Annotated in this window: 24 protein-coding genes and 1 pseudogene; 9 read left to right on the plus strand and 16 right to left on the minus strand. The window is 37.9% G+C overall.

Going from position 1 to position 25,902, the window contains the following annotated elements; translation table 11 throughout:
• Positions 1–58: 58 nt before the first annotated feature.
• Positions 59–1,039, plus strand: coding sequence for a hypothetical protein (locus tag FGD67_RS10985; protein ID WP_257175043.1), 981 nt, complete (start codon positions 59–61; stop codon positions 1,037–1,039).
• A gap of 17 nt (positions 1,040–1,056) precedes the next feature.
• Here FGD67_RS10985 and FGD67_RS10990 read toward each other — a convergent pair whose 3' ends face one another.
• The 3 genes from FGD67_RS10990 to rpoH all read right to left on the minus strand — a co-directional run bounded on the left by FGD67_RS10990 (position 1,057) and on the right by rpoH (position 5,125).
• The gene (locus FGD67_RS10990) at positions 1,057–3,675 is read right to left on the minus strand and encodes an EAL domain-containing protein (protein ID WP_257175044.1); all 2,619 of its coding nucleotides are present in this window, start codon (positions 3,673–3,675) and stop codon (positions 1,057–1,059) included.
• Between the two features lie 254 nt (positions 3,676–3,929).
• Positions 3,930–4,130: a hypothetical protein gene (locus tag FGD67_RS10995; RefSeq protein WP_257175045.1), complete on the minus strand. Its 201-nt coding sequence runs from the start codon at positions 4,128–4,130 to the stop codon at positions 3,930–3,932.
• Positions 4,131–4,261: 131 nt separating this feature from the next.
• Positions 4,262–5,125, minus strand: coding sequence for an RNA polymerase sigma factor RpoH (rpoH, locus tag FGD67_RS11000; protein WP_257175046.1), 864 nt, complete (start codon positions 5,123–5,125; stop codon positions 4,262–4,264).
• 325 nt (positions 5,126–5,450) lie between these two features.
• Between rpoH and FGD67_RS11005 the strand changes: the two genes are divergently transcribed.
• Positions 5,451–6,662 carry an EAL and HDOD domain-containing protein gene (locus FGD67_RS11005; protein ID WP_257175047.1) on the plus strand — a complete coding sequence of 404 codons (1,212 nt, stop codon included), beginning with the start codon at positions 5,451–5,453 and terminating at the stop codon, positions 6,660–6,662.
• A gap of 134 nt (positions 6,663–6,796) precedes the next feature.
• Positions 6,797–7,682, plus strand: a pseudogene (locus FGD67_RS11010) (IS982 family transposase).
• Positions 7,683–7,707: 25 nt separating this feature from the next.
• Here the strand turns inward: FGD67_RS11010 and ftsX are convergent.
• The 3 genes from ftsX to ftsY are packed head-to-tail and all read right to left on the minus strand — an operon-like array spanning position 7,708 to position 10,689.
• Positions 7,708–8,682: a permease-like cell division protein FtsX gene (gene ftsX / locus FGD67_RS11015; RefSeq protein WP_257171243.1), complete on the minus strand. Its 975-nt coding sequence runs from the start codon at positions 8,680–8,682 to the stop codon at positions 7,708–7,710.
• Complete coding sequence (gene ftsE, locus FGD67_RS11020) at positions 8,672–9,373, minus strand: cell division ATP-binding protein FtsE (protein ID WP_257171244.1); 702 nt, start codon at positions 9,371–9,373, stop codon at positions 8,672–8,674. Before ftsE ends, ftsX begins: the two co-directional genes overlap by 11 nt.
• Positions 9,374–9,381: 8 nt before the next feature.
• Positions 9,382–10,689 (minus strand): signal recognition particle-docking protein FtsY, encoded by a 1,308-nt coding sequence (ftsY, locus tag FGD67_RS11025; RefSeq protein WP_257171245.1) that lies wholly within the window; start codon positions 10,687–10,689, stop codon positions 9,382–9,384.
• Between the two features lie 184 nt (positions 10,690–10,873).
• Between ftsY and rsmD the strand changes: the two genes are divergently transcribed.
• Positions 10,874–11,464 carry a 16S rRNA (guanine(966)-N(2))-methyltransferase RsmD gene (rsmD, locus tag FGD67_RS11030; protein WP_257171246.1) on the plus strand — a complete coding sequence of 197 codons (591 nt, stop codon included), beginning with the start codon at positions 10,874–10,876 and terminating at the stop codon, positions 11,462–11,464.
• Between the two features lie 246 nt (positions 11,465–11,710).
• Here rsmD and speE read toward each other — a convergent pair whose 3' ends face one another.
• Together speE and FGD67_RS11040 are read right to left on the minus strand one after the other, a co-directional pair.
• On the minus strand, positions 11,711–12,571 hold the full coding sequence (gene speE, locus FGD67_RS11035; RefSeq protein ID WP_257171247.1) for a polyamine aminopropyltransferase: 861 nt from the start codon (positions 12,569–12,571) through the stop codon (positions 11,711–11,713).
• Positions 12,561–13,529: an S-adenosylmethionine decarboxylase proenzyme gene (locus tag FGD67_RS11040; protein ID WP_257171248.1), complete on the minus strand. Its 969-nt coding sequence runs from the start codon at positions 13,527–13,529 to the stop codon at positions 12,561–12,563. The genes speE and FGD67_RS11040 overlap by 11 nt, the downstream gene beginning before the upstream one ends.
• Positions 13,530–13,833: 304 nt before the next feature.
• On the opposite strand from FGD67_RS11040, the gene speB reads away from it, so the two are divergent.
• Positions 13,834–14,763 (plus strand): agmatinase, encoded by a 930-nt coding sequence (speB, locus tag FGD67_RS11045; RefSeq protein WP_257171249.1) that lies wholly within the window; start codon positions 13,834–13,836, stop codon positions 14,761–14,763.
• Positions 14,764–15,017: 254 nt separating this feature from the next.
• Positions 15,018–17,075 carry a TonB-dependent receptor gene (locus FGD67_RS11050; RefSeq protein ID WP_257171250.1) on the plus strand — a complete coding sequence of 686 codons (2,058 nt, stop codon included), beginning with the start codon at positions 15,018–15,020 and terminating at the stop codon, positions 17,073–17,075.
• A gap of 108 nt (positions 17,076–17,183) precedes the next feature.
• On the opposite strand, the gene FGD67_RS11055 is transcribed toward FGD67_RS11050, so the two are convergent.
• From FGD67_RS11055 to FGD67_RS11075, 5 genes are all read right to left on the minus strand, one after another.
• Positions 17,184–17,720, minus strand: a complete 537-nt coding sequence (locus FGD67_RS11055) for a response regulator transcription factor (RefSeq protein WP_257171251.1) — start codon at positions 17,718–17,720, stop codon at positions 17,184–17,186.
• Positions 17,720–18,976: a HAMP domain-containing sensor histidine kinase gene (locus tag FGD67_RS11060; RefSeq protein WP_257171252.1), complete on the minus strand. Its 1,257-nt coding sequence runs from the start codon at positions 18,974–18,976 to the stop codon at positions 17,720–17,722. Before FGD67_RS11060 ends, FGD67_RS11055 begins: the two co-directional genes overlap by 1 nt.
• A 20-nt stretch (positions 18,977–18,996) precedes the next feature.
• Complete coding sequence (locus FGD67_RS11065; protein ID WP_257171253.1) at positions 18,997–19,611, minus strand: YjaG family protein; 615 nt, start codon at positions 19,609–19,611, stop codon at positions 18,997–18,999.
• A gap of 165 nt (positions 19,612–19,776) precedes the next feature.
• Positions 19,777–20,409 (minus strand): metalloregulator ArsR/SmtB family transcription factor, encoded by a 633-nt coding sequence (locus FGD67_RS11070; protein ID WP_257171254.1) that lies wholly within the window; start codon positions 20,407–20,409, stop codon positions 19,777–19,779.
• Between the two features lie 159 nt (positions 20,410–20,568).
• Positions 20,569–21,333, minus strand: coding sequence for a SapC family protein (locus FGD67_RS11075; RefSeq protein WP_257171255.1), 765 nt, complete (start codon positions 21,331–21,333; stop codon positions 20,569–20,571).
• Between the two features lie 180 nt (positions 21,334–21,513).
• Here FGD67_RS11075 and FGD67_RS11080 point away from each other — a divergent pair, with 180 nt between their 5' ends.
• Entirely contained in the window at positions 21,514–21,825 is a 312-nt protein-coding gene (locus FGD67_RS11080) for a hypothetical protein (protein WP_257171256.1), read from the plus strand.
• 494 nt (positions 21,826–22,319) lie between these two features.
• Here the strand turns inward: FGD67_RS11080 and FGD67_RS11085 are convergent, their stop codons facing one another.
• The 3 genes from FGD67_RS11085 to FGD67_RS11095 are packed head-to-tail and all read right to left on the minus strand — an operon-like array spanning position 22,320 to position 24,014.
• The gene (locus FGD67_RS11085) at positions 22,320–22,961 is read right to left on the minus strand and encodes a DUF799 domain-containing protein (protein WP_257171257.1); all 642 of its coding nucleotides are present in this window, start codon (positions 22,959–22,961) and stop codon (positions 22,320–22,322) included.
• 9 nt (positions 22,962–22,970) lie between these two features.
• A complete protein-coding gene (locus FGD67_RS11090; protein WP_257171258.1) occupies positions 22,971–23,324 on the minus strand; it encodes a DUF4810 domain-containing protein in 354 nt (117 codons plus the stop codon).
• Positions 23,325–23,336: 12 nt separating this feature from the next.
• Positions 23,337–24,014 carry a CsgG/HfaB family protein gene (locus tag FGD67_RS11095; RefSeq protein WP_257171259.1) on the minus strand — a complete coding sequence of 226 codons (678 nt, stop codon included), beginning with the start codon at positions 24,012–24,014 and terminating at the stop codon, positions 23,337–23,339.
• Positions 24,015–24,293: 279 nt separating this feature from the next.
• Between FGD67_RS11095 and FGD67_RS11100 the strand changes: the two genes are divergently transcribed.
• Together FGD67_RS11100 and FGD67_RS11105 are read left to right on the plus strand one after the other, a co-directional pair.
• Complete coding sequence (locus FGD67_RS11100; protein WP_257171260.1) at positions 24,294–25,622, plus strand: sigma-54 dependent transcriptional regulator; 1,329 nt, start codon at positions 24,294–24,296, stop codon at positions 25,620–25,622.
• Between the two features lie 46 nt (positions 25,623–25,668).
• Positions 25,669–25,881 carry a histidine kinase gene (locus FGD67_RS11105; RefSeq protein ID WP_257171261.1) on the plus strand — a complete coding sequence of 71 codons (213 nt, stop codon included), beginning with the start codon at positions 25,669–25,671 and terminating at the stop codon, positions 25,879–25,881.
• Positions 25,882–25,902 lie beyond the last annotated feature (21 nt).

Here is a 25,902-nt window from a genome sequence, read left to right on the forward strand (position 1 = left end):
AAAGTTTATAGAAAAAAAATCACCAACTGATATGCTAAATAATGAGGTAAAACAAATTTTGATAGAAATGTATGGTAAAAATAAGTGTTATTGGCATATTTGCCTAGTGTTCTTTTACTTTGCATTTGCAAATTCAGCACAAGCTTACTCCTCGCAAGAAGTAAAACAAGCCGCTGAAGAAAAAGATGAGCACTGGATGCAAGGATTGCATGAAACGGTTTCCAATTCCGTTTATCAATCTGCGCAATGGTTTGATAGTTTTTTTATCGCAGATGGCAGTGAACAACAAAAGCCAAAAACCACAGCAAAAATTCGCTTTGCTTGGCTGCCGAAAAGCCGTGACTGGAGTGAAGTAAAACCCCGATTTCGTGTACGGGTTAAATTACCGCACCTGCAAGATAAGGTCAGTGTCGTACTATCCGATGAAGATGACGAAGAATTGAACAATTTGCCACTAGAGTCTACCAACACCAACTCGAAAACCGAAGACGAAAAGTTCTCTTTGGCGCTGAATTATACCGAAGATAAAAACAATAACCGCTTAATGAATTATCGTTTGGGTATTTCCGCTGGCGATATTTTTGTCCGAGCCAAACACAAACGTCGCTTCGATATCGGCGAGCAGCAAGGCTTCTTATTTGAGCCTTCGGTATATTACTACTTAGATGATGGTTTAGGTGCTAAATTATTATTGGAATATGATTATCAATTAAATCATAAATCGCTATTTCGGATTAATTATAGTATTCGAGGCTCAGCCGACTTTAGCGGTATTCGCTGGAAACACGGTTTTTATAAACTTGATCAAATCGATCACACTACCGCAACCGTATTAAGTTTACAAGCTGAAGGTGAGCGCAATGGCGCACGTGGTTTTGTCGTTGATAAATACACTTTGGGCTATCGTTATCGCTTTAATGCGCTACGTGATTGGCTATTTTTTGAAATAGAACCTTTTATCGAGTTTCCTGAGCAAGAAAACTACCACACAACACCTGGTATTGCCTTTCGTATTGAAGGCTTTTTTCACAAAGGTTAAACGTCTTGAGCTTGAGGTTATGCTCGATACATCTCGATTACATTATCCTCTATTTTAGCCCTAACTATTTTGGCTGGTCGGCTAATATGATAGCCTTGGCCAAACTCGCAACCGACATGTTGTAATTTCTTAAGCATAGCTTCAGACTCAATACCTTCTGCCACTAATCGATAACCAAAGTTTGTCCCCAATTCATGCAAAGCTTTAACTAAAGACAAGTTTTTTTCATTATGATTTAAGCTACGAACAAAGCTACGATCAAGTTTAATAAACTCAAACGGATAATGATGTAAAAAATTAAAAGATGATAAACCCGCACCGTAATCATCCAATGCCAACTTAACACCAAGCTTTTTCAGTTTTCGCAAACCTTTTAATGCCAATTCAGTATGCCGAGTAAAAGCTGATTCATTAAATTCTAAAATCAGCCGTTCAGGCTCAAGAGTATTACCCCTGATTAAATTAATTAATTTTGCTAATTGATTAGCTTGCGTTAAATGCCGACCAGATAAGTTGACACCAATATAAGTATGTTCATACTCTTTTGATTGCTTCCAAAGCTTTAACTGCAAACATACTTCTTCAATGACCCAGGTTTCAATCTCTAAAATCATGCCGGTTTCTTCCGCCATAAAAAGAAACTCACTCGGGGTCAGCAAACCTTTGGTCGGATGTTGCCAGCGCAACAGCACTTCAAAGCCAAGCGCTTTTGTTGAACTTAAGTCTGAAATTTTTTGATAATGTAATTCAAATTGCTTACTTTGTATTGCTTGTCTTAGTTCTTGCTCAAGTGTCATGCTAGCGATAAGTTGCTCACGCATACTGTCATCAAAAAACACATAACGGCCTCGCCCTAAACTTTTAGCCTGATACATTGCCGCATCTGCATCACGCAATATTTCATTGGCATCTTTATAGCTCATTCGGCTTTGAGCAATGCCGATACTGGCATTAGAATACAAAGTATGACCATCAAGTTCAAAAGGTTGCGCAATTGAATCAATGATACGAGAGGCAATTTCCTCAACATCTTCCAATGATTGTAATGAATCTAAAAGTACAACAAATTCATCACCACCTAACCTCGCTAAAATATCATTATCACGCACACAAGCTCGTAAGCGTTGTGAAATTTCAATTAAGAACTGATCACCGGCATGGTGGCCTAAGGTATCATTAATCATTTTGAAGCGGTCTAAATCGATAAATAAAACCGCAAATCGTTGCTTAGGATAACGTTTCAAATGTCGAATAGAATAGGTTAAGCGATCGGCAAACATGGCTCTATTGGGCAATTGAGTTAGGGCGTCATGGTGAGCATCATGATACAAACGTGCTTCCGCTTTTCGACGCTCTTCAATTTGCATACGTAAATTAAGGTTAGTAGCTTGTAGCTCTTGTGTGCGCTTATTGATCATTTTTTCCAGCGCTTCGTGACTTTGTAACGCTCGTTGCTGCGCTCTCTGTCGTAAAATTTCAATAGAAATATGATGGCTAACGAAACGCATCAGCTCAAGATCTTTACTGTGATATGCAGCTTCATCTTGATAATGCTGTATTGCGATAACGCCAAAAACTTCACCTTGATCAGATAAAGGGGCGGCCAACCAGGACTTTGGTAACTCACGCTCTGGATAATATTGCGTAAAAGCAGACTGTGTAACTTCACCTTGAGCCGATAAAGTGTAAACCATTCTAGCACTCAACAAAACAGGCTTTGCTTCTCTGATAGCTAATTCTGATAAGCCATTACTGAGCTTTCGCGTTTCTGGTTGTGGTAACTTTTCATCACAATGATAAGGAAACTCTAATTGAGTTTTATCATCTGAGAGTAAAGCAATATAAAAATTCTTGGCTAGCAGTAACTTATTAATTTCGTGATGTAGTGCTTGGTAAAAGTTTTCAACAGCTTGAGACTTTGCCGTTAACTCTGAAATATTAAGTAATACTCGATGAGTTTTAACCGCTAATTGCCGCTCGACTATTTCACGCTGCAGTTGTTGATTTGTCTGGGTCAGCTTAAGTGTGCGCTGACGAATACTTGATTCGAGTAGTTCTCGACTTCGCACGCGATCGATTGCTGTCATCAAATGCTCGGCAATAAATTCTAATATTTGACAGTCACGTTCAGAAAAATACAATTTATCATCATAACTTTGTAAGGCAATAACCCCAATGATTTGCTTGCCTCGCTTTAATGGCACACCAAGCCAATCTACACATACTGAGCCATACATGACAATTTCATCTGTTTTAGCAAGATCGTTTCGTACTTTAGCTGAACAATGCATTGGCTGTTGGCGCAATAGCACTAAACCCGTCAGGCTTTTTCGCCAGTTAGCTAAATCAACATGCTCACGTAAACGCATTTCTACCGGATTATGGCAGTAGGCTAATTGTAATTCATCCGAGTTATTCAACAGTGCAATATGAAAACTATCAGTAACCAATAAGGTTTTAATTACCGATTCAAGGGCGTGATAAAACGCATCCATATCGGTTACAGAACTGGCTAATTCAGACAGTTGTAATAAACCAGATTGCATGGTTTTAAGTTGACGATACTTTTTAAGTAGCGATTTTAATTTGGGGTGTTGACGTATCGCATGAATATTTTCCTTCGCCTTGGGTTCCATGGTGGAAATTCCATTTATTATTATTAGTATTATTTTTGTACTGTTAGTCTAACAAAATAAAAGTTTTTGGCTAGAGCTTATTCAACTTAATTGCTCATATTTTATACAATAAAAAGTGATACCAAAGCAATACTTATACTTTCAACTAATCAATGCTATAGCCCATATGGGATTACTAATACCAAAACTATTAAGTTTATTCTCTCTCAGCGCTTACCAGCGGTTTGAGAACAACGATCATTTTTTGAATATCGTTATTCTATATGAAAGAAATTATCGGCGGTTATCGAATCACTGGCAAGCTCCCGAGGGTTGATTTTAAAAGGCTTACCGTCGGTGTTATTGATTTTGACAAAGTTATAACCACTTTCTTCAATCAATGCCTTGCCAACATGGATGTACTTAGGTTCAGTCGGGAACGGTGAACCTGTGCCGCTAAAGCTTTTAAATTTCACTGAGTGAGAAGAAATTGCTATTATTAGAATTGGTATAACAAGTTTTCAGCTGACATTAACAAGCTCAATAACAATAAATTTTACACGTAAAAAAACCGACAAAAGTCGGTTTTTTATAAAATATCACAAGGCTATACTGCCATTGCACCTTTTAACTTAGCAAGAGCATTCTTTTCAAGCTGTCGAACACGCTCAGCTGATATTTCATATTTATTGGCTAACTCTTGTAGCGTTGACTTATCGTCATGTAACCAACGCGTACGAATAATATCTTGGCTGCGCTCATCTAGACTCACTAAAGCATTGCTTAGTCGCTTATTAGCATGTTGTTCCCAATTTGAATCTTCAACTTCTGTTGCAAGATCAGATTGTTTATCTTCTAAATACTGAGCAGGAGAATATGTACTCGCACTGGCATTGTCATCATCATCGGTTGATAATTCAAAAGCTTGGTCTTGGTTACTCATACGAGATTCCATTTCCAAAACATCTTTCGTGCTGACACCTAAAGTTTCAGCAACATTGTTAACTTCATCATTGCTAAACCAACCTAAGCGCTTTTTGTTTTTACGTAGATTAAAAAATAATTTTCGTTGTGCTTTAGTGGTCGCTACTTTAACAATGCGCCAATTTTTTAACACAAACTCATGAATCTCAGCTTTAATCCAATGTACAGCGAACGATACTAAGCGAACACCTACTTCAGGGTTAAAGCGTTTAACAGCTTTCATTAGGCCAACGTTACCTTCCTGAATTAAATCAGCTTGCGGTAAACCGTAGCCGGCATAACCTTTAGCAACATGAATAACAAAACGAAGATGCGACATAATTAATTCTTGCGCCGCTTTTAAATCATTTTCAGAATATAAACGAGTTGCTAACTCACGCTCCTTCTCAGCGGTTAGCATCGGAATGCTATAAGCTGATTGCACGTATGCCTCAATGCTGCCACTTTGTGGAACAGTTAACGCCATTGATTGCATTGATTCACTCATTTAAAAACTCCTCTATCTAATCTAATCTAGTTCGCAATGATAACATAAATCCCCTACCACCACGACTTTATAAGCCAACAGTAGCTTAGAAGACAGGGGGAAACAACACCCTCTTTCAACTTTTCGATGAATAATTTGTTAAACTTTGTCACTCACTTTAAAATTTTCTTAAAATACATGACCATGAGTAACATCCAAAAGTTAGCCTGATATTGCAATTCGGCTATTTTGTGTCATGCCTTATTGTAAAATATAACCACAAGATATATAAGTAATAAAGTTTCGCTTTTTAAAATTTATTATAGCGGCATTAATTAGAGGTCTTATGTATTCATTTATTGCCAGACAACCGATATTAGATTTAAATCAAAGCGTTGTTGCTTATGAGTTACTTTTTAGGGATGGTGAGAGTAATTGCTTTCCAGATATAGACCCCGATCAAGCTACATCCAATATATTAAGTAATAATCACTTAACCTTAGGTGTAGAAAATATTACCAATAATTTACCGGCCTATATAAACTTTCACTCCAATACACTGATTAACGATTTTCCCAGTTTCTTAGATCCCAGTACAGTTGTCATAGAAATATTAGAAGATGTTCCGGCCAGCGATGCCTTGTTATCTGCATGTAAACAGCTCTCCGAAAAAGGCTATATACTTGCCTTAGATGACCACGACTTTGATCCAAAATGGCAACGTTTTTTCCCTTATATTAATCTATTAAAGATAGATGTATTACAACACTCAATGCTCGCAATCAGTAAGTTTATTAGGACAATTAATAACTCAAAAATAACTTTACTTGCTGAAAAAGTTGAAACAGCACAACAGTTTGAACAAACAAAACTACTGGGTTTCACCTTATTTCAAGGTTATTTCTTTGCCAAGCCCGAAATGCTGAAACAAAAGAAAGTGACGAGTACAAAACAAAAGATTTTAGAGTTAGTAGGTCATGCAAGTTGTGAACAGTTAAACTTTGACACTATGGGAGAGATCTTTAGCTCAGATCCAGGCCTAACATATAAATTATTACGCTTTATCAATAATCCTTGCTACGGAAGAAGCCAAGAAATAACCTCATTAAAACATGCATTGATATATCTTGGTGATATAGAATTAAAGAAATTTATTGCCTTATTAGCCTTAGCTGATCTTAATCACAACAAGCCAACTGAAATTATTCGCTTGTCTTTAATAAGAGCTAAGTTTTGTGAACAGATTTCTTTGTTACAGAAAAACCAAGAAAACCCACCAAAAGCATTTTTAACCGGTATTTTATCCTTTATCGATGGCATTTTAGATCATACGTTAGCAACATTATTAAATATATTGCCAGTCCATGCTGATATTAAACAGGCACTAATGACTAATGACAATTATTTAGCCCATTACTTAAATCTAGCCAAAAGTATTGAGATGGGACATTGGCAAGCAAGTGATTTACTGATTGAACAACTAGCACTAACTCATGAGCAGTGCTTTATCGCGCATACCAAAGCAATCACTTGGGCTGATGAAATGTTGCAAGATTAAACGCAGGTCTATTTACTAACAGTTTAAATAATTAACCTCAGCTCGGGATAAGAATTAATTAAATTGAACTAAGTGCCCGTTCCACGATCCGATCTTTCGACCAAGAAAAAACAGAAAGATAATAAGGAACGGGCATGAATAAACTAGTTGAAATATTCTGTGATGTCGATGATTTTTGTCGCGTATTTATCCCACAATGGGAGAAACAATTAATTGCTGATGGAAGTATCAAGCGAAATCGTCCATGCCGTATGGCTATGAGTGAGATAATCACTATATTAATTGCTTTTCATACATCAAATCATCGCGACTTTAAAAATTATTATAAAGGTTATATTGCTAAGTTTTATCGTTCACATTTCCCTAGCTTATTGAGCTACACTCGATTTTTAGAAGTGATGCCTAAAGCGGTCGTTCCACTTTCTAGCTACTTTTCAATACTTAAAGGTGAGTCTACAGGTATTGAGTTTATTGACTCTACAAGCATAAAAGTATGCCATAACTTAAGAATTCCTAGACATAAAACATTTGACGGTATAGCCGAACGGGGCAAAGGAACAATGGGTTGGTTTTATGGGTTCAAACTACATTTAGTCACTAACTTTAGAGGTGAAATAGTTGAGGCTAAATTAACTACTGGCAATGTTCACGACACAAAGCCCGTATTAGCCTTAGCTAAAAACTTAAAAGGGAAGTTATATGCAGATAAAGGCTATATAAGCAAAAAAATTAACAGTTGGTTTGAAGGAAAAAGGAGTTGATTTGATAACAACCGTGCGCCGTAATATGAAAGCCAAAGCTATGTCGTTATGGGATAGAGCAATGTTATCTAGACGGTTTATTATTGAAACGATAAATGATCAATTGAAGAATATATCTCAAATAGAGCATTCGCGTCATCGTAGCCCTAATAGTTTTATGTTGAATTTACTGGCAGGTTTAGTGGCTTATTGCCTTAAAGAAAATAAGCCAACCCTTAATATTAGTGACGTAGAGAAGAATGCTATGGTTAGGGCTTAACCCGATCTGAGGTTAATTACACAATTTAATCTGCTGTTGGCTCGATAGCGCGTATATGTTGGCGTACTGAAATAAAGCTCCCTAACAAACCTAAGCCAATAGCTAAAAGCTGCAAAACAACTAATTCAGTAAAAGATAAGCCCGATAAAACAAACTGACTTTGATAAAGCTCGGTTAATTGACTCAAGGCACCAGAAATATAACTCGCTAAAATAGCGACGCAGATACTCGCAACAAAGCCACCAAGCACACCATACCAAACTCCAGCATATAAAAATGGCCGTTGAATAAAGCTATCGGTTGCCCCGACCAATTTCATCACAGCAATAGCATCTTTTTGATTTAAAATGGCTAAGCGAATTGTATTGCCAATAATCAGTACCACTGACAAACACAACAACACAGCTATCGCTATCACTACATCTTCAATGAGTGCTGCCATCGCTTGCAAACGAGTTAACCATTCAAGATCAAGTTTACCTTGATCAACACCACGCTCTTGTTCTAATTTAAGTAATAACTCACGTGCTGCTTGTACTTGGCTAAAACGCTTGGTGGGCGTAACTAATAAAGTTGCAGGTAGCGGATTTTCATCTAAATATTCTAGCGCTTGGCCAAAGCCAGACGCCACTTTAAATTCAGTTAGCGCTTGATCAGCAGAAATATAAACAACATTAGCCACCTCAGGATAAAGCTTAATACGTTGTACGAGATTTTGAGCTGATTTATCAGGTGTTGATAATTTTAAGAACAGTGTGATTTCCGATGCAGAGTTCCACTGCTCAGTAACCATTTGAGTATTTTTCACAAAAAGGTGCAATGTTGCCGGTAAAGTTAAACTTATGCCTAACACTAAAACTGTCATCACTGATGTAAACGGCGTACGCCATAAATCACCTAAGCTACCTATTCCCTGTTGTAAATGACGAATAACGCGGGCAGTAATTCGACCGGTCCAACCTAGCTGATGCTTACTTTGACGACTAAAATTAGTTTGCATTTAGGTCACCTGCAGCCTGTAAGCCATCGACAATACCATCGGTGATCATATGGCCTTGCTTTAACGTCAGCGTGCGATACTTCATGCGAGCAATCAACCCTAAATCATGAGTGGCAATTAAAACGCTGACGCCCATATCATTAAACTCTTCAAATAATCGAATAATATCCAAAGATAATTTAGGATCTAAATTACCTGTAGGCTCATCAGCTAACAAAATTGGCGGTTTATTAACAATAGCGCGTGCTATGCCCACTCGTTGCTGTTCGCCACCAGAAAGCATATTCGGAAAACATTTTAATTTGCTCGACAGATGTACTTTATCAAGCGCAGCTTCAACCCGTTTACGGGTTTCCTTATGACTATAACCTTCGATAATTAGCGGCAAAGCAACATTATCGAATACGGTTCGATCTAATAACAAATTATGGTTTTGGAAAATCATACCAATACCTCGACGTACATAAGGTATTTGTTGATACTTAATGGTTGATAATTCACTGCCATTAATTTCAATACTACCAACGCTGGGCTTTTCCATCATACTCATCAGCTTCAGCAAAGTACTTTTACCAGCGCCCGAGTGCCCCGTTAAAAACGCCATTTCACCCGGAGCAATAGTAAAGCTCACTTGTTTGAGCGCTAAAAAGCCCCCTGGATAAGTTTTACTAACGTTATTAAATCGGATCATAAGCCGTATTATTCTTGTGCTTCGTGAGTGAACAGTGCATCAATAAAGTCGCTGCCATTAAATGGACGTAAATCATCAATGCCTTCACCCACACCTAAATAGCGAATAGGAATAGCATGTTTATCGGCAACCGCGAAAACGACACCACCTTTTGCGGTACCATCAAGTTTTGTTAACGCTAGGCCTGTTAAGCCTACTGCTTCATTAAACAACTTAGTTTGGCTCAAGGCATTTTGCCCTGTGCCAGCATCAAGCGTTAGCATCACTTCATGGGGAGCATTAACATCAAGTTTTTTCATCACTCGAACCACTTTTTTCAGCTCTTCCATTAAATGATTTTTATTTTGTAAACGTCCAGCTGTGTCTGCAATTAATACATCAATGCCTCGCGATTTTGCTGCACTAATCGCATCAAAAATAACCGAAGCACTATCTGCGCCGGTATGTTGAGCGATAACCGGAATATCATTACGCTCACCCCACACTTGTAACTGTTCAACGGCAGCGGCGCGGAAAGTATCACCTGCCGCTAACATCACTGACTTACCTTCAGCCTGAAATTGCTTAGCTAACTTACCAATAGTGGTCGTTTTACCAACCCCATTAACGCCAACCATTAAAATCACAAAAGGGCCATCATCCGATTTAATCACTAGCGGTTGGCTGACGGGTTCAATAATTTTTTTCAGTTCTGCTTTTAATAAATCATATAGTGCATCAGCATCTTTTAATTGTCGACGTGATGCAGACTCAGTTAAAGAATCAATAATTTTTGTTGTGGTTTCAACCCCAACATCAGCTAGTAACAAATGAGTTTCAAGTTCTTCAAAGAGCTCGTCATCAATTTTCTTACCACGAAACAGACTAAACAGTCCGCCACCAAAGTTTTGTCGTGTTTTTGTTAATCCTTGCTTTAAGCGCACAAAAAAGCCAACTTTTGGCTCTGGCTCTGGCTCTGGCTCTGGCTCTGGCTCTGGCTCTGGCTCTGGCTCTGGCTCTGGCTCTGGCTCTGGCTCTGGCTCTGGCTCTGGCTCTGGCTCTGGCTCTGGCTCTGGCTCTGGCTCTGGCTCTGGCTCTGCAGGTAATTCTTCAACAACAGGTTCATCAATAGCAAGTGCTTTTGCTGATGATTGCATATTATTTTCAATAAATTCTTCAGAGGTAGCTGTTTCAGTTGTTACTTGTTCCGCAACAACCGACTCTTGCTCAGTTTCTTCGATGATATTTTCATTAACATCTTCAACGACAGGAGCAACTTCTTCTTGCTTTTTTTTGCCTAGACCTAACCAGGAAAACATACCTTTTTTCTTCGACATAAATGTATTTACAATCTTAATTAAATGTATTTGATGTATACGTTTACTACTGAAATCATTAATCTAAGGTTTGTTGCAACTTGAACAATTCATAGATCAGATGGTATTCACAAGTAAACAAGGATAAAATTATCGATATAGTATCACCTAACCTGCCGACACAAAAATAAAAGCTGTTTAAGTTATGAGCAAACTCAAAAAACAATCAGATAAAAACACCAAAACCGGTCATATCCGTATTATTGCAGGTCAACATCGTGGTCGAAAATTACCGGTACTAATTGCAGATGGTTTACGTCCAACGACCGATCGCGTGAAAGAAACGGTATTTAATTGGCTGATGCCCTATGTACAAGATGCTAATTGTTTAGATTGCTTTGCTGGCTCTGGTGGTCTTGGTTTTGAAGCGATGTCGCGTGGTGCAGAATCACTGACCTTAGTTGAACTCAATAAAGCCGCGGCTCAGCAATTAAAAGATAACAAAGCGCTGCTAAAAATCGATAACATCCAAGTAGTGCAACAAAACGCTTTAGATTTTTTGCAAACGAACCAACAAAGCTTCTCATTAGTTTTTATTGATCCCCCTTTTAGAAAAGGCCTCGCCCAACAAGCAGTAGAATTATTGTCTATAAAAGGCTTAGATGAAGACGCCTTAATATATGTCGAAATGGAAGCCGACACTAACGCACAAGTGATGCCGAGTCATTGGCAGCTTTTGAAAGAAAAGGTAGCCGGACAAGTGGTTTACCGACTTTATCAAAATAGCGCCAAGTAAAAGCTCATAATCAGGGAATACCTTTATTTTTTGATCCTAAAAAGTATTCCCCATTTGTACGCCATTAACAAATAGGCGTTAATGACCAATACCGTAACCGAAACTTCCAACGCTGACCAGTATTCGAATTGGGCATATCGCAATTACATTTTGAGGTAAGGGTAGGAAACAATAAAAATAAAAAAGCCGTAACTTAGCGCCGTACTATGGCTTAAGTTATGGCTTATTATGCATAACAGCTAAACTTTAGCTGTTATCAATTAATCCAGTTAAACCTTTTTTAACAAAATTGGGCAGGGCGAATGCTGCACTATGTAATGCTTGGTTGTAATACTGAAAATCCAAACCACTAGCAGCAACACGTTGCTCATCAAAGTCATTTACTGGATGGTATTGTTTACTGGCGAAAGTAAAGCTCCACAAACCACCAGGATAAGTTAAATTACTAAACGAATATAAGTAGTTTTGTGGAAATACTGCATTAAGCACTGTCAGTAATGATTGCTGAATATCCATGGCATACCATGACGATTCACCTTGAGAAACCACAATACCGTCATCTGTTAAGCAATTAAAAACATCTTGATAAAAAGCTTCGCCAAATAAAGGCTGAGCAGGGCCGATAGGATCAGTACTATCAACAATAATTACATCGAATTTTTCTGTTGTTTGCTTAACAAATTCAACACCATCGCCAATAATTAATTGCATTTTTTCATGGTCTAAATCTTTTGACGTTTGTGGAATATGCTGACGACAAGCATCAACTACCATGGCATCAATTTCTACCATAGTGCATTTTTCAACGCCTTTATGACGCAAGACTTCACGGGCAGTACCACCGTCTCCGCCACCAATAACTAAAACATTTTTTGGTGCCGGGTGAACAAACAAAGGCACATGAGTGATCATATCGTGGTAAGCAAATTCATCACGCTCGGTCACCATAATTAAGCCATCGTTCAGTAGCATTTTGCCATGGCCTTTGGTTTCAACGACGTCAACCGTTTGAAATTCACTTTTTCCTGAAAAAAGGACTTTTTCTACTTTAAATTTCAAGCCTAAAAAATCTTGAAACTTTTCTTCTACCCATAAATCAGAGTGCATGCTTTTCTCCTGCGATATCAAACGCTTTTGCTTTTGCAAAGCCTTGCTGCGGTAATATATAGTTAGCAAAGCAAACTAAGTAGTTATTACTTAAATGCTCACTGACTCGTGACTTGCTGACATAATTCGTTGGGATAAATTCATCAGTTAAGTTAACAAAATCAAAATCATTGAAACTTAATAAATCAAATGATTTTGGCGCTAATATGGTTAAAAACTTTTCCGTAAGCGCTCTTAAATTAATATTCGACTCAACACTGACATAGCTGCTGTTTGCTTGTGGCGTAACATGTATAGTGAGGTAATGTTTACCTTTAATGGCGTTAACCGAATAACCAAAGGGGTCAAAAACAAAATCATCCAATAAAAAGTCGCCAATCAGCTTATCTAACTGTAAAAATTGACGAATTTCTTCGGCTTTTAACCCTACTGTGGTTAACTTCTCAGAGGCTTGTTGGCTGATCTGATAAGCAAGAAATTCATAAGTTTTATCTAAATTATCTGCTTGAAAATTATTGTCTTGGTGGAAAATATAATTGTGATGGCTATCTAGCTCACCAAAGCGATAAGCTTTTCCCGCAACATATTGCCCCAATAACTTAATGTCATCACCAAAACTGCTTGGCTGAGCATGCGCAAAATATTCATTTTTACGTTGATAAATAACTTGTTGAATATTATCCATGCCTATTTGCTGAATAAAGAACTCTACTGAATGCACTAAACGCGTGTTGCCACAAGTTAGAATTAATATCCGATCATGCCAAACAAACAAGCTCGATTCAGAAAGCAGAAATGCTTTACAATCATGGTTGCGAATTGACGATAAAATTTGTGCATTACAGCATTGTACCAATACCGGCCAAAAATCATCTTCAATGTCATCAAGTAGTGAAATTTGCGTTGCTTTGACAACTATTTCAGCTTTTTTTTCAGAGCCTTCAAAAAACAAAAACATATCCTCAACGCCAAACAGCCGATGCTGATTGCGTAATTAAGTTGCCTAATTAATGGGCAAAAAAGTGCGCGCTATTTTACAAAAAAAAATCTCAATTACAATAAAAAGTTACTTGTTTTTTCAACAAATAAATTATCGACAAAAAACGCTATACTTTACCGAGCTTTTAAGCATAATTGCGCTATTTTAATCGTGACCAAGCAGACGTGTTTATTAAGCCTTTAGCAATAAACAATGATTCCGTTTGGCCCTAGCCATTACTCACTTGATAGCATCAGTGAATAACGCAACAGGTACTTTGCTTATGCAAACTAAAATTTTCGATATAAATATCTCTTTAAATAAACCTGAAACAGTCTTTGAGTGTGCCAACTTAAGTGACGGTATATTTAGCAATAGCGTACATTTAATTGGCTTTGAATTCGACGGCACAGCATGTTTTAGAAAAGGTACCAAAGACGGCCCCAATGCCTTACGCGATGTTTCAGATGGTATTGAATCATACTCGCCTTATTTAGATGCCGATATAGCAGATATTAATTTTTTTGATTTAGGCAACCTTACTTGCGATACCATCGAAACTGGTGATGAACATAGTGCTATAGAGCAGCAATGGCAAAGTGCTAGTAATGACTTCAGCAAGCTTTTTTCTGCCGTAGACTTAGTTAATGATAAAGTAAAAGTTATCACCTTAGGTGGTGAACATTCGATTTCTTACGCGCCTATAACTGCGTATTTAGCACAGTACGATGATCTTATCTTGCTTCATTTAGATGCTCATGCTGATTTACGTGACGGCTATCTTGGTTTTCATCATTCTCATGCCTCAATTATCCGTCGTGTACATGATCATTTTGGTCCAAAACATCAACTGATACAATACGGTATTCGTTCAGGCACAAAAGCTGAATATCAATGGATGCAGCAACATAAGAGCTTAAAACATTCACGGGCAGAATTTTTACAAAGTGTTGCTGATATTGATGATCAACAAGCAATATATTTAACCTTAGATCTTGATTATTTTGACCCGAGTTTTTTCCCCGGCACAGGCACACCTGAGCCCGGTGGTGAAGATTTTCATTCATTTGTCAGCTTATGCAAAATATTACAGCATAAAAACTTAGTTGGCTGCGATGTGGTTGAGCTTTCTCCAAAAATAGACCCGACAGGTAATAGTGATGTTTTTGCCGCGAAAGTCGTTCGCGAACTAATTATTTGCCTGCAAAGTTAGTCATTTTAATCAGCAAATAACAAACCATTTTTTTCATAGCTTGCTATATGCTTGAGCAACTTAGTCGTTTAATTTTATTAATAAAAGCTCAATATAATCATTGCTGGGCTTAGTATTTTTCTACAACTTTGATCTACATCAAACGCAACTGCGACATAATGTCGCACTCTGTTTAACTCCTTTTGTTTTTAACCAATATATCAGTAAAAATCGTCCTGTTAGCCACTCACGCTTATTCATCAGGATGTAAAAAAATGCAGATCTCTAAAATTTCCCAAGCGCTTGCTGTTGTTTTATCGGTGACAGCAACGACTGCTTTCGCTGAAGATATAACGAAAAGTAGTATTGAAGTTATTACCATTGAAGCGCCTAAATTAGCTCAGTCAGATACTGCGTTGGCAGAAGGTAATTTAGTTATGCCTGATGTCGCTGATTGGCTTAAAACCGTGCCGGGTGCCAACATCAATAAAAATGGTCCTATTACCGGTATTGCACAATACCGCGGCATGTTTGGTGAACGCGTAGCGAAAAACATTGGTGGTCAACACATCGTCAGTGCCGGACCAAATGCGATGGATGCCCCTTTGACTTACATCAACCCGATCATGGTGAAATCAGTTGCCGTTTATCGAGGTATTGCGCCAGTAAGTGCGGGTATTGATACACTTGGCGGGGCCATTAAAGTAAATTTAAAAAAAGCAGAAGTGGATACTGGCGCAACACTTGGGGGCGACTTAGCCTTAAGCTATAACGATATTAACGACGCCTCTACTTTTGCTGGTGATCTTAATATCAGTAATGAAAATACCGGTGTCTTACTGTATTTAACCGACCAACAAGGCGATGACTATCAAGATGGTGATGGTAATACTATCTCTTCAACTCAATATAACAAACAACAATATGGTGCAGACTTACGTCACCAGCAAGATGACTGGGAAATTGGTCTAACCTGGCACCATGCCGAAACTGATGATTCAGGCACACCGGCATTACCGATGGATATTGATTATATCGAATCTGATCGATATAGCCTTGATGGTAAATTACAACTCAGTGACTGGCAATTAAGTTGGCAACTAGGTTATCAAGATGCCGTTCATGGCATGGATAGCTTCAGTCAACGTGTCAGTATGGATACCAGCATGTATCGCTACAATACTACCGATGCTAAAACTCGCAATTATAAGTTTTTACTTAGTCAAGGCAACTGGCTATTTGGGCTTGAAGGTTACGATTCAGATCATAACGCTGACATTAGCAACCCTGAAAATGCCATGTTTAGTATCGCTAACTTTAACCAAGTAAAAAATCAGCGTAATAGTGCCTTTGTAGAGTGGACACCAAGTAGTGGCAAGTTTTCACATACCTTAGGTTTACGCTTAAAAGATAACCGTGCTGATGCCGGTGAAGTATCAAGCTCAATGGCAATGATGAACCCCAATATTAAAGCCCTGCGTGATGAGTTTAATGACGCTGATCGTGATGTTTCAGATACAACCTTTGATCTCGCGCTAAATAGTGAATATCAATGGAGTAATGCATTAGCCTTAAACTATGCCGTGGCGATTAAACAACGAGCGCCGAGCTATCAAGAGCGTTACTTATGGATGCCAATGCAAGCAACTGGCGGTTTAGCTGATGGTAAAACTTACGTGGGTAACATTAATTTAGATGTTGAAACCGCTTATCAAATTAATGCCGGACTTTCATATCAACAAGGTGATTTTGCCATCGCACCACAGTTTTTCTATCAAAAAGTGGATGATTATATTCAAGGTACTCCTTCGACAGATATGCGCGTGAAAATGGTCGCCGGCATGATGGGTGATGATAGCCCATTAACCTTCGATAATATCGACGCTACTCTCTACGGTGTAGATATGAATTGGCATTATCGTCTTAATGAGCACTTTAAGCTATCTGGTATTGTCAGTTACGTTAAAGGTGAACGAGATGATATTAATGACGATTTATACCGTATTTCACCATTAAACACGCGTATCAACTTACTTTATCACTATAAAAATTGGCAAAGTAACTTAGCGGTTCATGCATATGCTTCGCAAGATGATGTTTCAGCATTAAATAATGAACAAGTTTCTGCTGGATATGCCGTTGTTGATTGGCAAGTTGATTACTTTGTCAGTAGTGGCTTAGTTGTACGTTTAGGTGCTAACAACTTATTAGACAAACAATACAATGATCACTTAGGCGGTGTTAATCGCGCTGATGGCAGTGATATTGCCGTTGGTGAAAGAGTCACGGCGATGGGCCGAAATGTTTATCTTGCTATGGACTACCAGTTTTAACAGCTATGTTTCATGGTTACACTCTGCCATGACCAATATTTTGCTGTTGGATAATCATATAACTTGGTAGTGCACACACCGCTAAGTTGTATGGCTATAAAACCAGTATCATTTTGATACTGGTTTTTTTTGTAATTTTCTTTGTAACGTTCGACGATGCATACCTAATTGACGAGCAGTTGCCGAAACATTACCGTCATTACTGTTTAGTACCTGATTAATATGCTCCCATTCAACGCGCTCTGTCGACATAGTATCGCTATCAATATCTGTATCAATAGTGTGATTCGGCGCTTGTTCGGTATCTAACGCGGTTAACAGCATTTGAGTATTAACCGGTTTTGCTAAGTAGTCATCCGCACCTAAACGCATAGCTTGAACGGCTGTTGCCACACTGGCAAAGCCAGTAAGTAAAACTATTTTGACTTTAGGTAACGTTGCTCTGATCGGTTTAATTAACGTTAAACCATTATCAGCCGCTAATTTCATATCCAGTAAAATACAGTCGGGTTTTTGCTGTAAACAAGCGTGCAGAGCCTGATCAGCTTGATGAACTTGTTGGCAGCTAAAGCCATATTTAGACATACGGCGTGCTAACGTGGCAGCAAAGGAAACATCATCTTCAATAATCAATAATTTTTTCATCACTCATCTTCCTTGTTATCGAGCAGTAAGGGGAGGGTAACTAACGCAATACAACCTTGCTCACTATGATTAATAAGTTTTAACTTTCCACCTAAGCGTTGAAATGTAGAGTTAGATAAGAAAACAGCCATACCCAGCCCAGACTTACTTACCACCATTTGCTCACCTAAAACCTCACGTTGCGCTTGGCTCATATTCGCCTCAATACCTGCGCCAAAATCCCGTAATTGCAATGATAAAGTGTTATTAATGCGACTAACCGTTAAGGTTATGTGCTGCTGTTGGCTCTCTTCGTTGGCACGAATAGCATTTTGAATTAAATTTAACAGGGCTGGCAACAACATAGCATCAGAGATAATAGAGCCATGCACAGAGTCAGCTTGAATAATATCAAGCGCTTGCTCAGGAAAATGAAAATGCATTTGATCAACCAGTTGCTCAAGTAATTCAGTAACTGATAATTGTGTTTTTTTGTTTTCTCTAATAGAGGTTGCTAATGAGCGAAAATAGCCGAGTTGATTAGTACATGCAGCCAAAGGTTGGGCCATAGCGATTATCGCCTCATGTTCGGGATAATCTTCTGCCAATTCTTCATAAAGTAACTGGATATTAGCAAGTGGTGTTGCAACTTGATGAGTTACCTGTGCTGATGCTACACCTAACGCTAACAACTGCTCACTTTTCAGCTGGTCTTCACGTTGTAAGGCAATAGCTCGCTCTCGGTTGGTGATCACTCGCGCCATAGCACCAACCACAAAAGTGACCACAATCACTGATAATAAGAAGTTCGCCCACATACCAATAAAGTGGTTGCTCATGTCCATATGGTGCATGGTATGTTCAGGCATAGTCAGCAGCAAAGCACTGTAGGAGGCAATGGCAGAAAACGAAATAAACAACAAATAACTGGCCGGTAAACTGACCGCAGCAATCACGATAGGTAACAGTAACAGTGAAACAAAAGCGTTAGTAGCACCGCCACTGAGTGATAATAAAACCGTTAAAAAAATCACATCCGCTATTAATTGTAAAACAATCGCGACATTACCCGCATCACGCTGCCTAAAAATCAAAATACTGAGAATATGAAATAAGCTTTCAACAATGATAACCACCATTAAAGGTAACAGGGCTATTTGCAGCGACATGACAAAATAAACAATCAAAACCGTTAATAATTGAATAATAATCGCGACAGTTCGTAACAAAAATAGCCGCTGAATAATGGTCATGTTTTGGTAGTTAATAACCGGCATAGCAATCCTACAACGAGAAATTAAGCGCTAATTTCTATACCTAAATTTGATAAGCCTTCTTCAAGCACCATAGCTTTCGCTTTTATGCAACTGGCTTTGTTTTCGCTGGCAGTACTTAAAAAGTCAAAAAGTTCGTGCTGCGTGGCAATTTCCCATTGCATCAATGGGTGGTCAGCAACTTGTTCTGAGGATATTTCGATTTCATCTTCACTAGGCGTAGTTTCATCAAGTTCTTGTGCCAAGCTCAGCTCTACATAATAACTGACACTATTTTCTGATAACTTACTCACATTAATGAAACCATCACTTTCAGGGTCTTGCATTGCTTGGAATAACGACATTAGTGCCATCGCACTATCAAGAGCAGGAAAAACACCTAAAAAATCAAACGCATCTGGATCAGGTACTTGTTCTTCAAGCTTATTAATTTGCGCATCATAGTTAATTTTGCAACGGTTAGCTTTATCTAACCATTGCCAAACAAGATCAAGTTGGTTTCTTAACACCTTAAAATTACCAAACTCCACGTGTTCAGCAAACATTTGATAATTAGGTAACATGCGTTCAAGTAATGCAGCACAAAATGCAACTTGTTGCCATTGGCTCAGTTTTGTCAAAGGTAGGTTAATCGCCACGTATAATCTCATAATTAATGATAAAAAATAGACCGTGAGTATATACCCAAACTATCTAAAGATGCGAGTTTCAGTAGCATTGAAAGCGCAACTATTAAGGCCTTTATTGATATATATTGGCATATATCATTGTGTGCTTAAAATGCGATAAATTTAAGCGAGTACTCAATCATTAACGCTAATTTTATAACTACAACGCCGATCACCCGTCAGCAAATATTCACTACGCTGAACGATATATTTTTCACCCAAACATTGTTGAAAAATAGCTAATTCTGAACGACATAAGCTTTGGCATTGGCTTGCTGCCGCACAAATAGGACAATGACTTTCTATCAATAAATAGTGTTGGGCGGAGATTTTTTCCACGCTCGCAATATAACCTTCATCACTGCGAATAAGCGCTAAGGCCGACACTTTACTCGCTAAGGTCTTGCAAGTACTGAGTGCAGTCTGATATCTGTTAAGCATTTGCTGCTCACGAACCGCAATAAGTTGTACTAATCCTTGTGCACCAAACACGCTATTGACCGAATCAAGTAGTTGTAAGGTTAAATCTGCATGTCGATCGGGAAAGCGTTGATGACCTAGCCCGGTGAGTTGCCACATTTGTTTAGGGCGCCCGATGCTAGCTTTTTCGAGAAAATGGCTAACTAAATTTTTTCGCTCTAAACGCAATAAATGTTGCCTTGCCCCCATACTTGTCATGTTAAGTGCTTTTGCTAGAGTACCTGAGGTCATAGCGCCTTGGCTTTTCAATTTCGCTAAAAGAGTATCAATGTTTTTTACTGGTTCCATTTTTTCTCAATCAAAAAGCTATGCGGTCTACTGCTCGTAAAGATAAAACTTTATAAAGTTAAATTCAACCTACAAAAAAAGGACCATCAGGTCCTTTTTAGTCATCAAATCAAAGTAAGTATATTTACTTTAAGACTCGAGTGTTTAGATTACATTTACTTATTTTTTAGTTTCAGTTGCCACTGGTGCAAAGCGAATGGCATTCACTTTAATCGGAGATTCACTTTGATTACGCAGTTGCGCTAAACGATTAACTTGACCAACAGAGCCTAACATGGCATGGATTGGAATAAATAAGCCACGCTTATGGAAGTCTAATACTTTATCGTCGCTGAGTTCTTGGACTTTTTTCTCATCAATATTATATAAACCAACAAGCTTTTTAGTTTCACCTGAAATAAAACTTATATTTAATTCAAGCTCTAATAATAAGTCATTATCGACAAGTTCTTTAATAAACTTTTCGTTCACAACCTCACTATCATATAAACGACCTAACGAATCTTGCACGCCTTTAAAAAATTCGCTGTCTTTACCTTCGGCATCAAATAACTCATGCTCTTTATCTTCACCAACAAACGGGTTATCTAAATCAACACAAGCGGTTAATGTTTTTTCTTTTTCAGGATCTAAGCCTAAAGAAAATGGTGCAATTGAAAGACTTTGCGGGATATAAACCGCATTCCAAGCTTCTTTTTTATGATATAAGTTTTCACCCGCTTCTAGACCTAGCATTACTACACTGCGGTAGCGCTCAGTACCTTGATCTTTAACTATAACAATAGGATAGCTTGTTGCTGCTTGTGTATATTCTGAAGCAGTAATCGGTGCAATATGTTGCTTTTCTGCATGTGATAAATCGCGCTTAGCGGCAATTTTAATACTTTGATGAGTTTCTTTTTTAATCGGGGTAACGTTGGCCATTAATAATTTCTCTTTTTACTGCGTCTTTAATCGTTGTCGTTTTAGACACTTTTTTGTTGTTACTAATAATTATGGAGACACCCTGCAGTGCTTTCAATGGTATAATTAAAATTATCTGTAGATAATTTTAATTTACATAGCCAATAACTGTTAAATAAATTCAAAATAGAATGCTAATATATGAAAATCATCCAATATTTTTGCTTGGCTTTAACGATTATTAGCCCGATGAGCATGGCCTTACCGAAAGTTAATCTTACCTTCAGTGAATCCGAAAGTGGTTTCGCTCGGATACAAATTCATAATGATACCTTTGAAATGTTAGCTTGTTATGTCGCTATTGATGACCATAAAGTAAAATTTCAATTGCGTCCTAAATCATCTACAAACTGGATCACCGCTACCGATAAACGCTTTAATTATAAAAACTTTAGCACTTGGTGTGATTACCTAGAAGTGCACCCAAAGTACAATGCTTACCGCATATATTAAAAGTATAATAGTTAGGTTGCATTTACCTAACTATTATTCTAATACTGATGCAAGTATCCACCTGCCTTGAGCTTGCTAAATCCCACCACTATCCAAACTGTCAATGACCGAAAATTTTGTTTGCTTATACCGATTGAACTTTCATTGCCAATTTCAGAACAAAAAAAGCTCCTGAAATAAAACAAAGGCCTGACATAGTTACTATGCGGCTATTGAGCTTTCATTTTAGTCCCTGCTATTAGCTAATTTTTGAGATAACAAGGCGAAAAGTATGCGATGTCGTTATCTACTAACGGTGTTAGGTTGAAAATAAGCCATAGCCCCTTGGCTTGCCTTGAAAAAGCGTTAATCTTTGTTGGCGAGCAGGACGCGGTAAGCTGTGCTTAATATGCATTTGGAGCAACCAAATATTATATGACACGCCTAGATTGCCAAGTTTTTCAAGTGCAACAGAGCTATAAAGTGAAAGATCAACAGCCGCTAAATATTAGCTTTTATTTTTTCTCTATTTTATATGGGCCAGTAAGTAAACCACGCTTTGCTGAATTAAGTGCCGCAGCATTTGCCAATCGAGCAACTTGTGGTGAATTATCAGAAATTTCCCCGGCAATTTGTGAAACAACAGCACCAACTAATGCACCAACTAAACCGCCACCGCTATTATTATTAGGATTATATTGCGCACTAATCACTGAATCCCATAATAATTCACCCGTTTTAACAGAAACAAGTTTTATATGGCCTTGCACAACAGTAACAGATGATAAAACTTGGAATTTTTGTCCCCAATCTTGGATATCAATATAAAGCACAGCATCGGCACCAATAATTTCATCAATTTTATCTAAAGCAATTCCGTTCATTTCTGCCGGTGTCGGTAAACCATTCTCTTTCAAAAATGTATCAATTACTGAAACAGGAAATACATAATAACCTTTCTCAGCTAACGGTTGAGAAATAGTCGACAAATAAGAATAAGGGGCATTGACTTCAACCGAACTATTCATCGGAGGGAGTACTAAGATAGAACGAGGAGCTTCTTGTTTTAAAGCACTGTAATTATATGGTTCAACAGCAGCACAGCCCGACAATATGAGAAGTGCTATTAATGTGATTTTTAAGATATTTGTATTCATTTTCACTCTTTAACTATTAGTTAATGAACGTTTGATTAAACCATCAATAAACGTTGAAGATTCGGGGAAAAGTTCTTTTTCTTTAGTTAATGACGCTAAAGCCAGCTCTTTATTGCCATTTGCAGCATACATCAACCCTAAATGAGCATAGACACCAGGAGGAATTGGTTTACCTTCAGCTTGTGCTTTTTCAATGTCTGTTTGTAATTGCTCAATCTGAATACTTGGTGGTACTTCGCCCGGAGTGTGATGTGTTTTATAGACTAAATTCTCATACTCTCCCCAGTAATACTGAGTGTTATTCGACGCACAACCTGAAAATAATAAAACGGCTGTAAATATAGCTAATACTTTATTTTTCATATATTTCTCTTATTATAAAACAAAATTAAGTGTGCCGTTTTCTAGGTCTTTGGTCATATTATTAATGCTTTCTTTAATTGCAAAATCTAATACTTTGCCATTCAAAGTAGCATCATAACCAGCTTTAGAGCCAAAACCGACCACCTGTCTCTCATTTAATTGGAACTCGCCTGCGCCTTGAGTCGAATAGATAATTTCAGATGTTAAAACGTCAATAATATTCAACGAAACTTTAGCATAAGCAATTTGACTTTTTCCTGAACCCAAGATGCCAAACAACTGCTTATCACCGATAACTTTACGACCAAATTCGGTAACACCACCGCTGATAACATAACGAGCACCTTTAATTTCTTGTTTAACTCCTAATAACTCAGCCTCTTTTTGCAAATTTGCTAAGTTTTCTCTATCAACAACTTTAAAGCGATTGGTTTGTTGTAAATGAGTTTTCAGGATTGTTTTTCCTTGATTACCTAGCTTATCTATATTCGACGAGAATAGCCCTTGCATATAATTTGAGCGATTATTAAACTCACCTAATACAAGCGTTGATTTAAGACCGGTATACGCTGTTCTATTAGCTTCTACTTTAGTAACAGCAACTTTTTGATAGGTTTCTGTGGCACAACCAGAAACTAGTGTCGCCAACGCTAAAAATAAACCAAACGACTTTTTTCTACTTAATTCCATTCTAATATATTCCTTTTAAAAACAACATTATCTAACAATACTGCTTCTAGATAAAGAAATTCTGACATATTATTGTTTTATTTTTAACACTATATTAACAATTTTAAAACTAAGATAATCACTTGATTAAAAATATGTTGTAACGCTAACCACACTGGCACTGTCTGATCATTATGAATTTTATGCCTAAATAATTGCATAGATGTAAGTCAGTGTTATTTGTTACTATCACCGTATTATAAAAAGCGTTAATGAATGACGTTTGCAAAGGAAAATAATATGCTACAAGTACTTTTGGTTGATGACGACTCAGAATTTACCGAAGTTGCATGCCAAATAATAGAGTTTCTTGGTCACGATGTCTGTGTAGCGGCAAACCTTAAAGAAGCTAAAGAATGGTTAGCACAACAAAAATTTGATCATGTGTTGCTCGATTTTATGTTACCGGACGGTAGCGGTTTGCACCTGATTGATTATTTAACTAAAAACGACCTAACTCCCGATGTTACCTTAATTACCGGCCATCCTTCAGTTAAAGGTATGCTTGCCGGTTTGTGCGGTCCAAAAATTAACTCTATTGTCAAACCATTACAGCGTGAAGACATTGAAGCAACACTGAATAAAAATACTAAGCAAACAAAAAAAATAAATAGCAATATGCCAACACTACACTTTGGTTGTCTGGTGGGTGAATCAAAGCCCATGCAAGAGCTATACACGATGATTGAACGTGTAGCCAAAACATCTGCTAATGTTATGTTAATGGGCGAAAGTGGCGTTGGTAAAGAAGTGGTCGCTAATGCCATTCATGCCTCTACCGGCGGAACAGATCCTATCGTAGCAACCAATTGTGGCGCTTTATCAAAAGAGCTTATTAATAGTGAACTGTTCGGCCATGAGAAGGGCGCGTTTACTGGTGCTATCGCCCGTAAAGATGGCGTATTTGTTCGAGCAGGTAACGGCACACTTTTTCTCGATGAAGTTACTGAAATGCCGCTAGATATGCAACCTAACTTATTACGTGTATTAGAAAATAAACGTGTTATTCCGGTTGGGGGTACACGCGAGATTGAGGTCAATTGTCGCGTGGTATCCGCCACCAATAGAAAAATGTCAGAATTAGCACAAGGTAATATTATTAGAGAGGATATTTACTACCGCTTAGCTGTTTTTCCTATCAACATTCCACCATTGAGTGAACGAAAAGAAGATATTCCATTACTAGCAGCGGTTTTTCTACAGCAGCTCAACAGTGAAAATAATACTGATTTTTCATGGTCTGCTGAACAACTAGATATTCTAAAAAACAATGCTTGGCCCGGTAATGTTAGAGAGCTAAGGCACGCCATCCACCGTGCCTTTATCATGAGTGATCCTACGGGTAAAAAAATACAATTACCTGATACTTTTATTTCACCATTTGCCTCAAAAACTAAAGCATCTTCTGCAGTATCCGCCGGTCAAACGATTGAAGATCTTGAAAAAGAACTCATTCGTGTAACACTGAATAAAGTTGACGGTAACAAAACACAAGCAGCTGAAATGTTAGGTATTAGCACAAAAACCCTGTACAACAGGTTGCATGCCTATGGTGACTTTAGCGTTTAATATTTTTATATTCGAAGTTTGTCAGCAAACTAAAGAAGGAAGTATAGTGAATCAAGCAGAAAATGATATCAATCAATTGGTACATGATACCCGAGGTCCTCTTAATAGAATATCCATGCAAGCGGAACTGATAAAAATGGTGCTAGAAAACGATATGCCGAAGGAAAAAGCCTTAGAGGCGGTTAATAAAATTATTATTGCTTGCCAGGATTGCAGCAAGAGCTTACAGGATATTACAGAGTTTTTACCAAGCAAGTGATAAGTACCTTTAATAATCGCT

This window comes from Colwellia sp. M166 (assembly GCF_024585285.1).
Taxonomy (GTDB): domain Bacteria; phylum Pseudomonadota; class Gammaproteobacteria; order Enterobacterales; family Alteromonadaceae; genus Cognaticolwellia.

Bases quoted from the DNA above. Each gene is read 5' to 3' on its own strand.
- FGD67_RS11055 (WP_257171251.1), bottom strand. From the start codon at position 17,720: ATGAAAAAATTATTGATTATTGAAGATGATGTTTCCTTTGCTGCCACG.
- FGD67_RS11040 (WP_257171248.1), bottom strand. From the start codon at position 13,529: ATGTTTTTGTTTTTTGAAGGCTCTGAAAAAAAAGCTGAAATAGTTGTC.
- speB (WP_257171249.1), top strand. From the start codon at position 13,834: ATGCAAACTAAAATTTTCGATATAAATATCTCTTTAAATAAACCTGAA.
- FGD67_RS11070 (WP_257171254.1), bottom strand. From the start codon at position 20,409: ATGGAACCAGTAAAAAACATTGATACTCTTTTAGCGAAATTGAAAAGC.
- FGD67_RS11060 (WP_257171252.1), bottom strand. From the start codon at position 18,976: ATGCCGGTTATTAACTACCAAAACATGACCATTATTCAGCGGCTATTT.
- ftsE (WP_257171244.1), bottom strand. From the start codon at position 9,373: ATGATCCGATTTAATAACGTTAGTAAAACTTATCCAGGGGGCTTTTTA.
- FGD67_RS11090 (WP_257171258.1), bottom strand. From the start codon at position 23,324: ATGAAAAATAAAGTATTAGCTATATTTACAGCCGTTTTATTATTTTCA.
- FGD67_RS11085 (WP_257171257.1), bottom strand. From the start codon at position 22,961: ATGAATACAAATATCTTAAAAATCACATTAATAGCACTTCTCATATTG.
- ftsY (WP_257171245.1), bottom strand. From the start codon at position 10,689: ATGTCGAAGAAAAAAGGTATGTTTTCCTGGTTAGGTCTAGGCAAAAAA.
- FGD67_RS11080 (WP_257171256.1), top strand. From the start codon at position 21,514: ATGAAAATCATCCAATATTTTTGCTTGGCTTTAACGATTATTAGCCCG.
- FGD67_RS11050 (WP_257171250.1), top strand. From the start codon at position 15,018: ATGCAGATCTCTAAAATTTCCCAAGCGCTTGCTGTTGTTTTATCGGTG.
- ftsX (WP_257171243.1), bottom strand. From the start codon at position 8,682: ATGCAAACTAATTTTAGTCGTCAAAGTAAGCATCAGCTAGGTTGGACC.
- FGD67_RS11095 (WP_257171259.1), bottom strand. From the start codon at position 24,014: ATGGAATTAAGTAGAAAAAAGTCGTTTGGTTTATTTTTAGCGTTGGCG.
- FGD67_RS11005 (WP_257175047.1), top strand. From the start codon at position 5,451: ATGTATTCATTTATTGCCAGACAACCGATATTAGATTTAAATCAAAGC.
- rsmD (WP_257171246.1), top strand. From the start codon at position 10,874: ATGAGCAAACTCAAAAAACAATCAGATAAAAACACCAAAACCGGTCAT.
- speE (WP_257171247.1), bottom strand. From the start codon at position 12,571: ATGCACTCTGATTTATGGGTAGAAGAAAAGTTTCAAGATTTTTTAGGC.
- FGD67_RS11075 (WP_257171255.1), bottom strand. From the start codon at position 21,333: ATGGCCAACGTTACCCCGATTAAAAAAGAAACTCATCAAAGTATTAAA.
- rpoH (WP_257175046.1), bottom strand. From the start codon at position 5,125: ATGAGTGAATCAATGCAATCAATGGCGTTAACTGTTCCACAAAGTGGC.
- FGD67_RS10990 (WP_257175044.1), bottom strand. From the start codon at position 3,675: ATGGAACCCAAGGCGAAGGAAAATATTCATGCGATACGTCAACACCCC.
- FGD67_RS11100 (WP_257171260.1), top strand. From the start codon at position 24,294: ATGCTACAAGTACTTTTGGTTGATGACGACTCAGAATTTACCGAAGTT.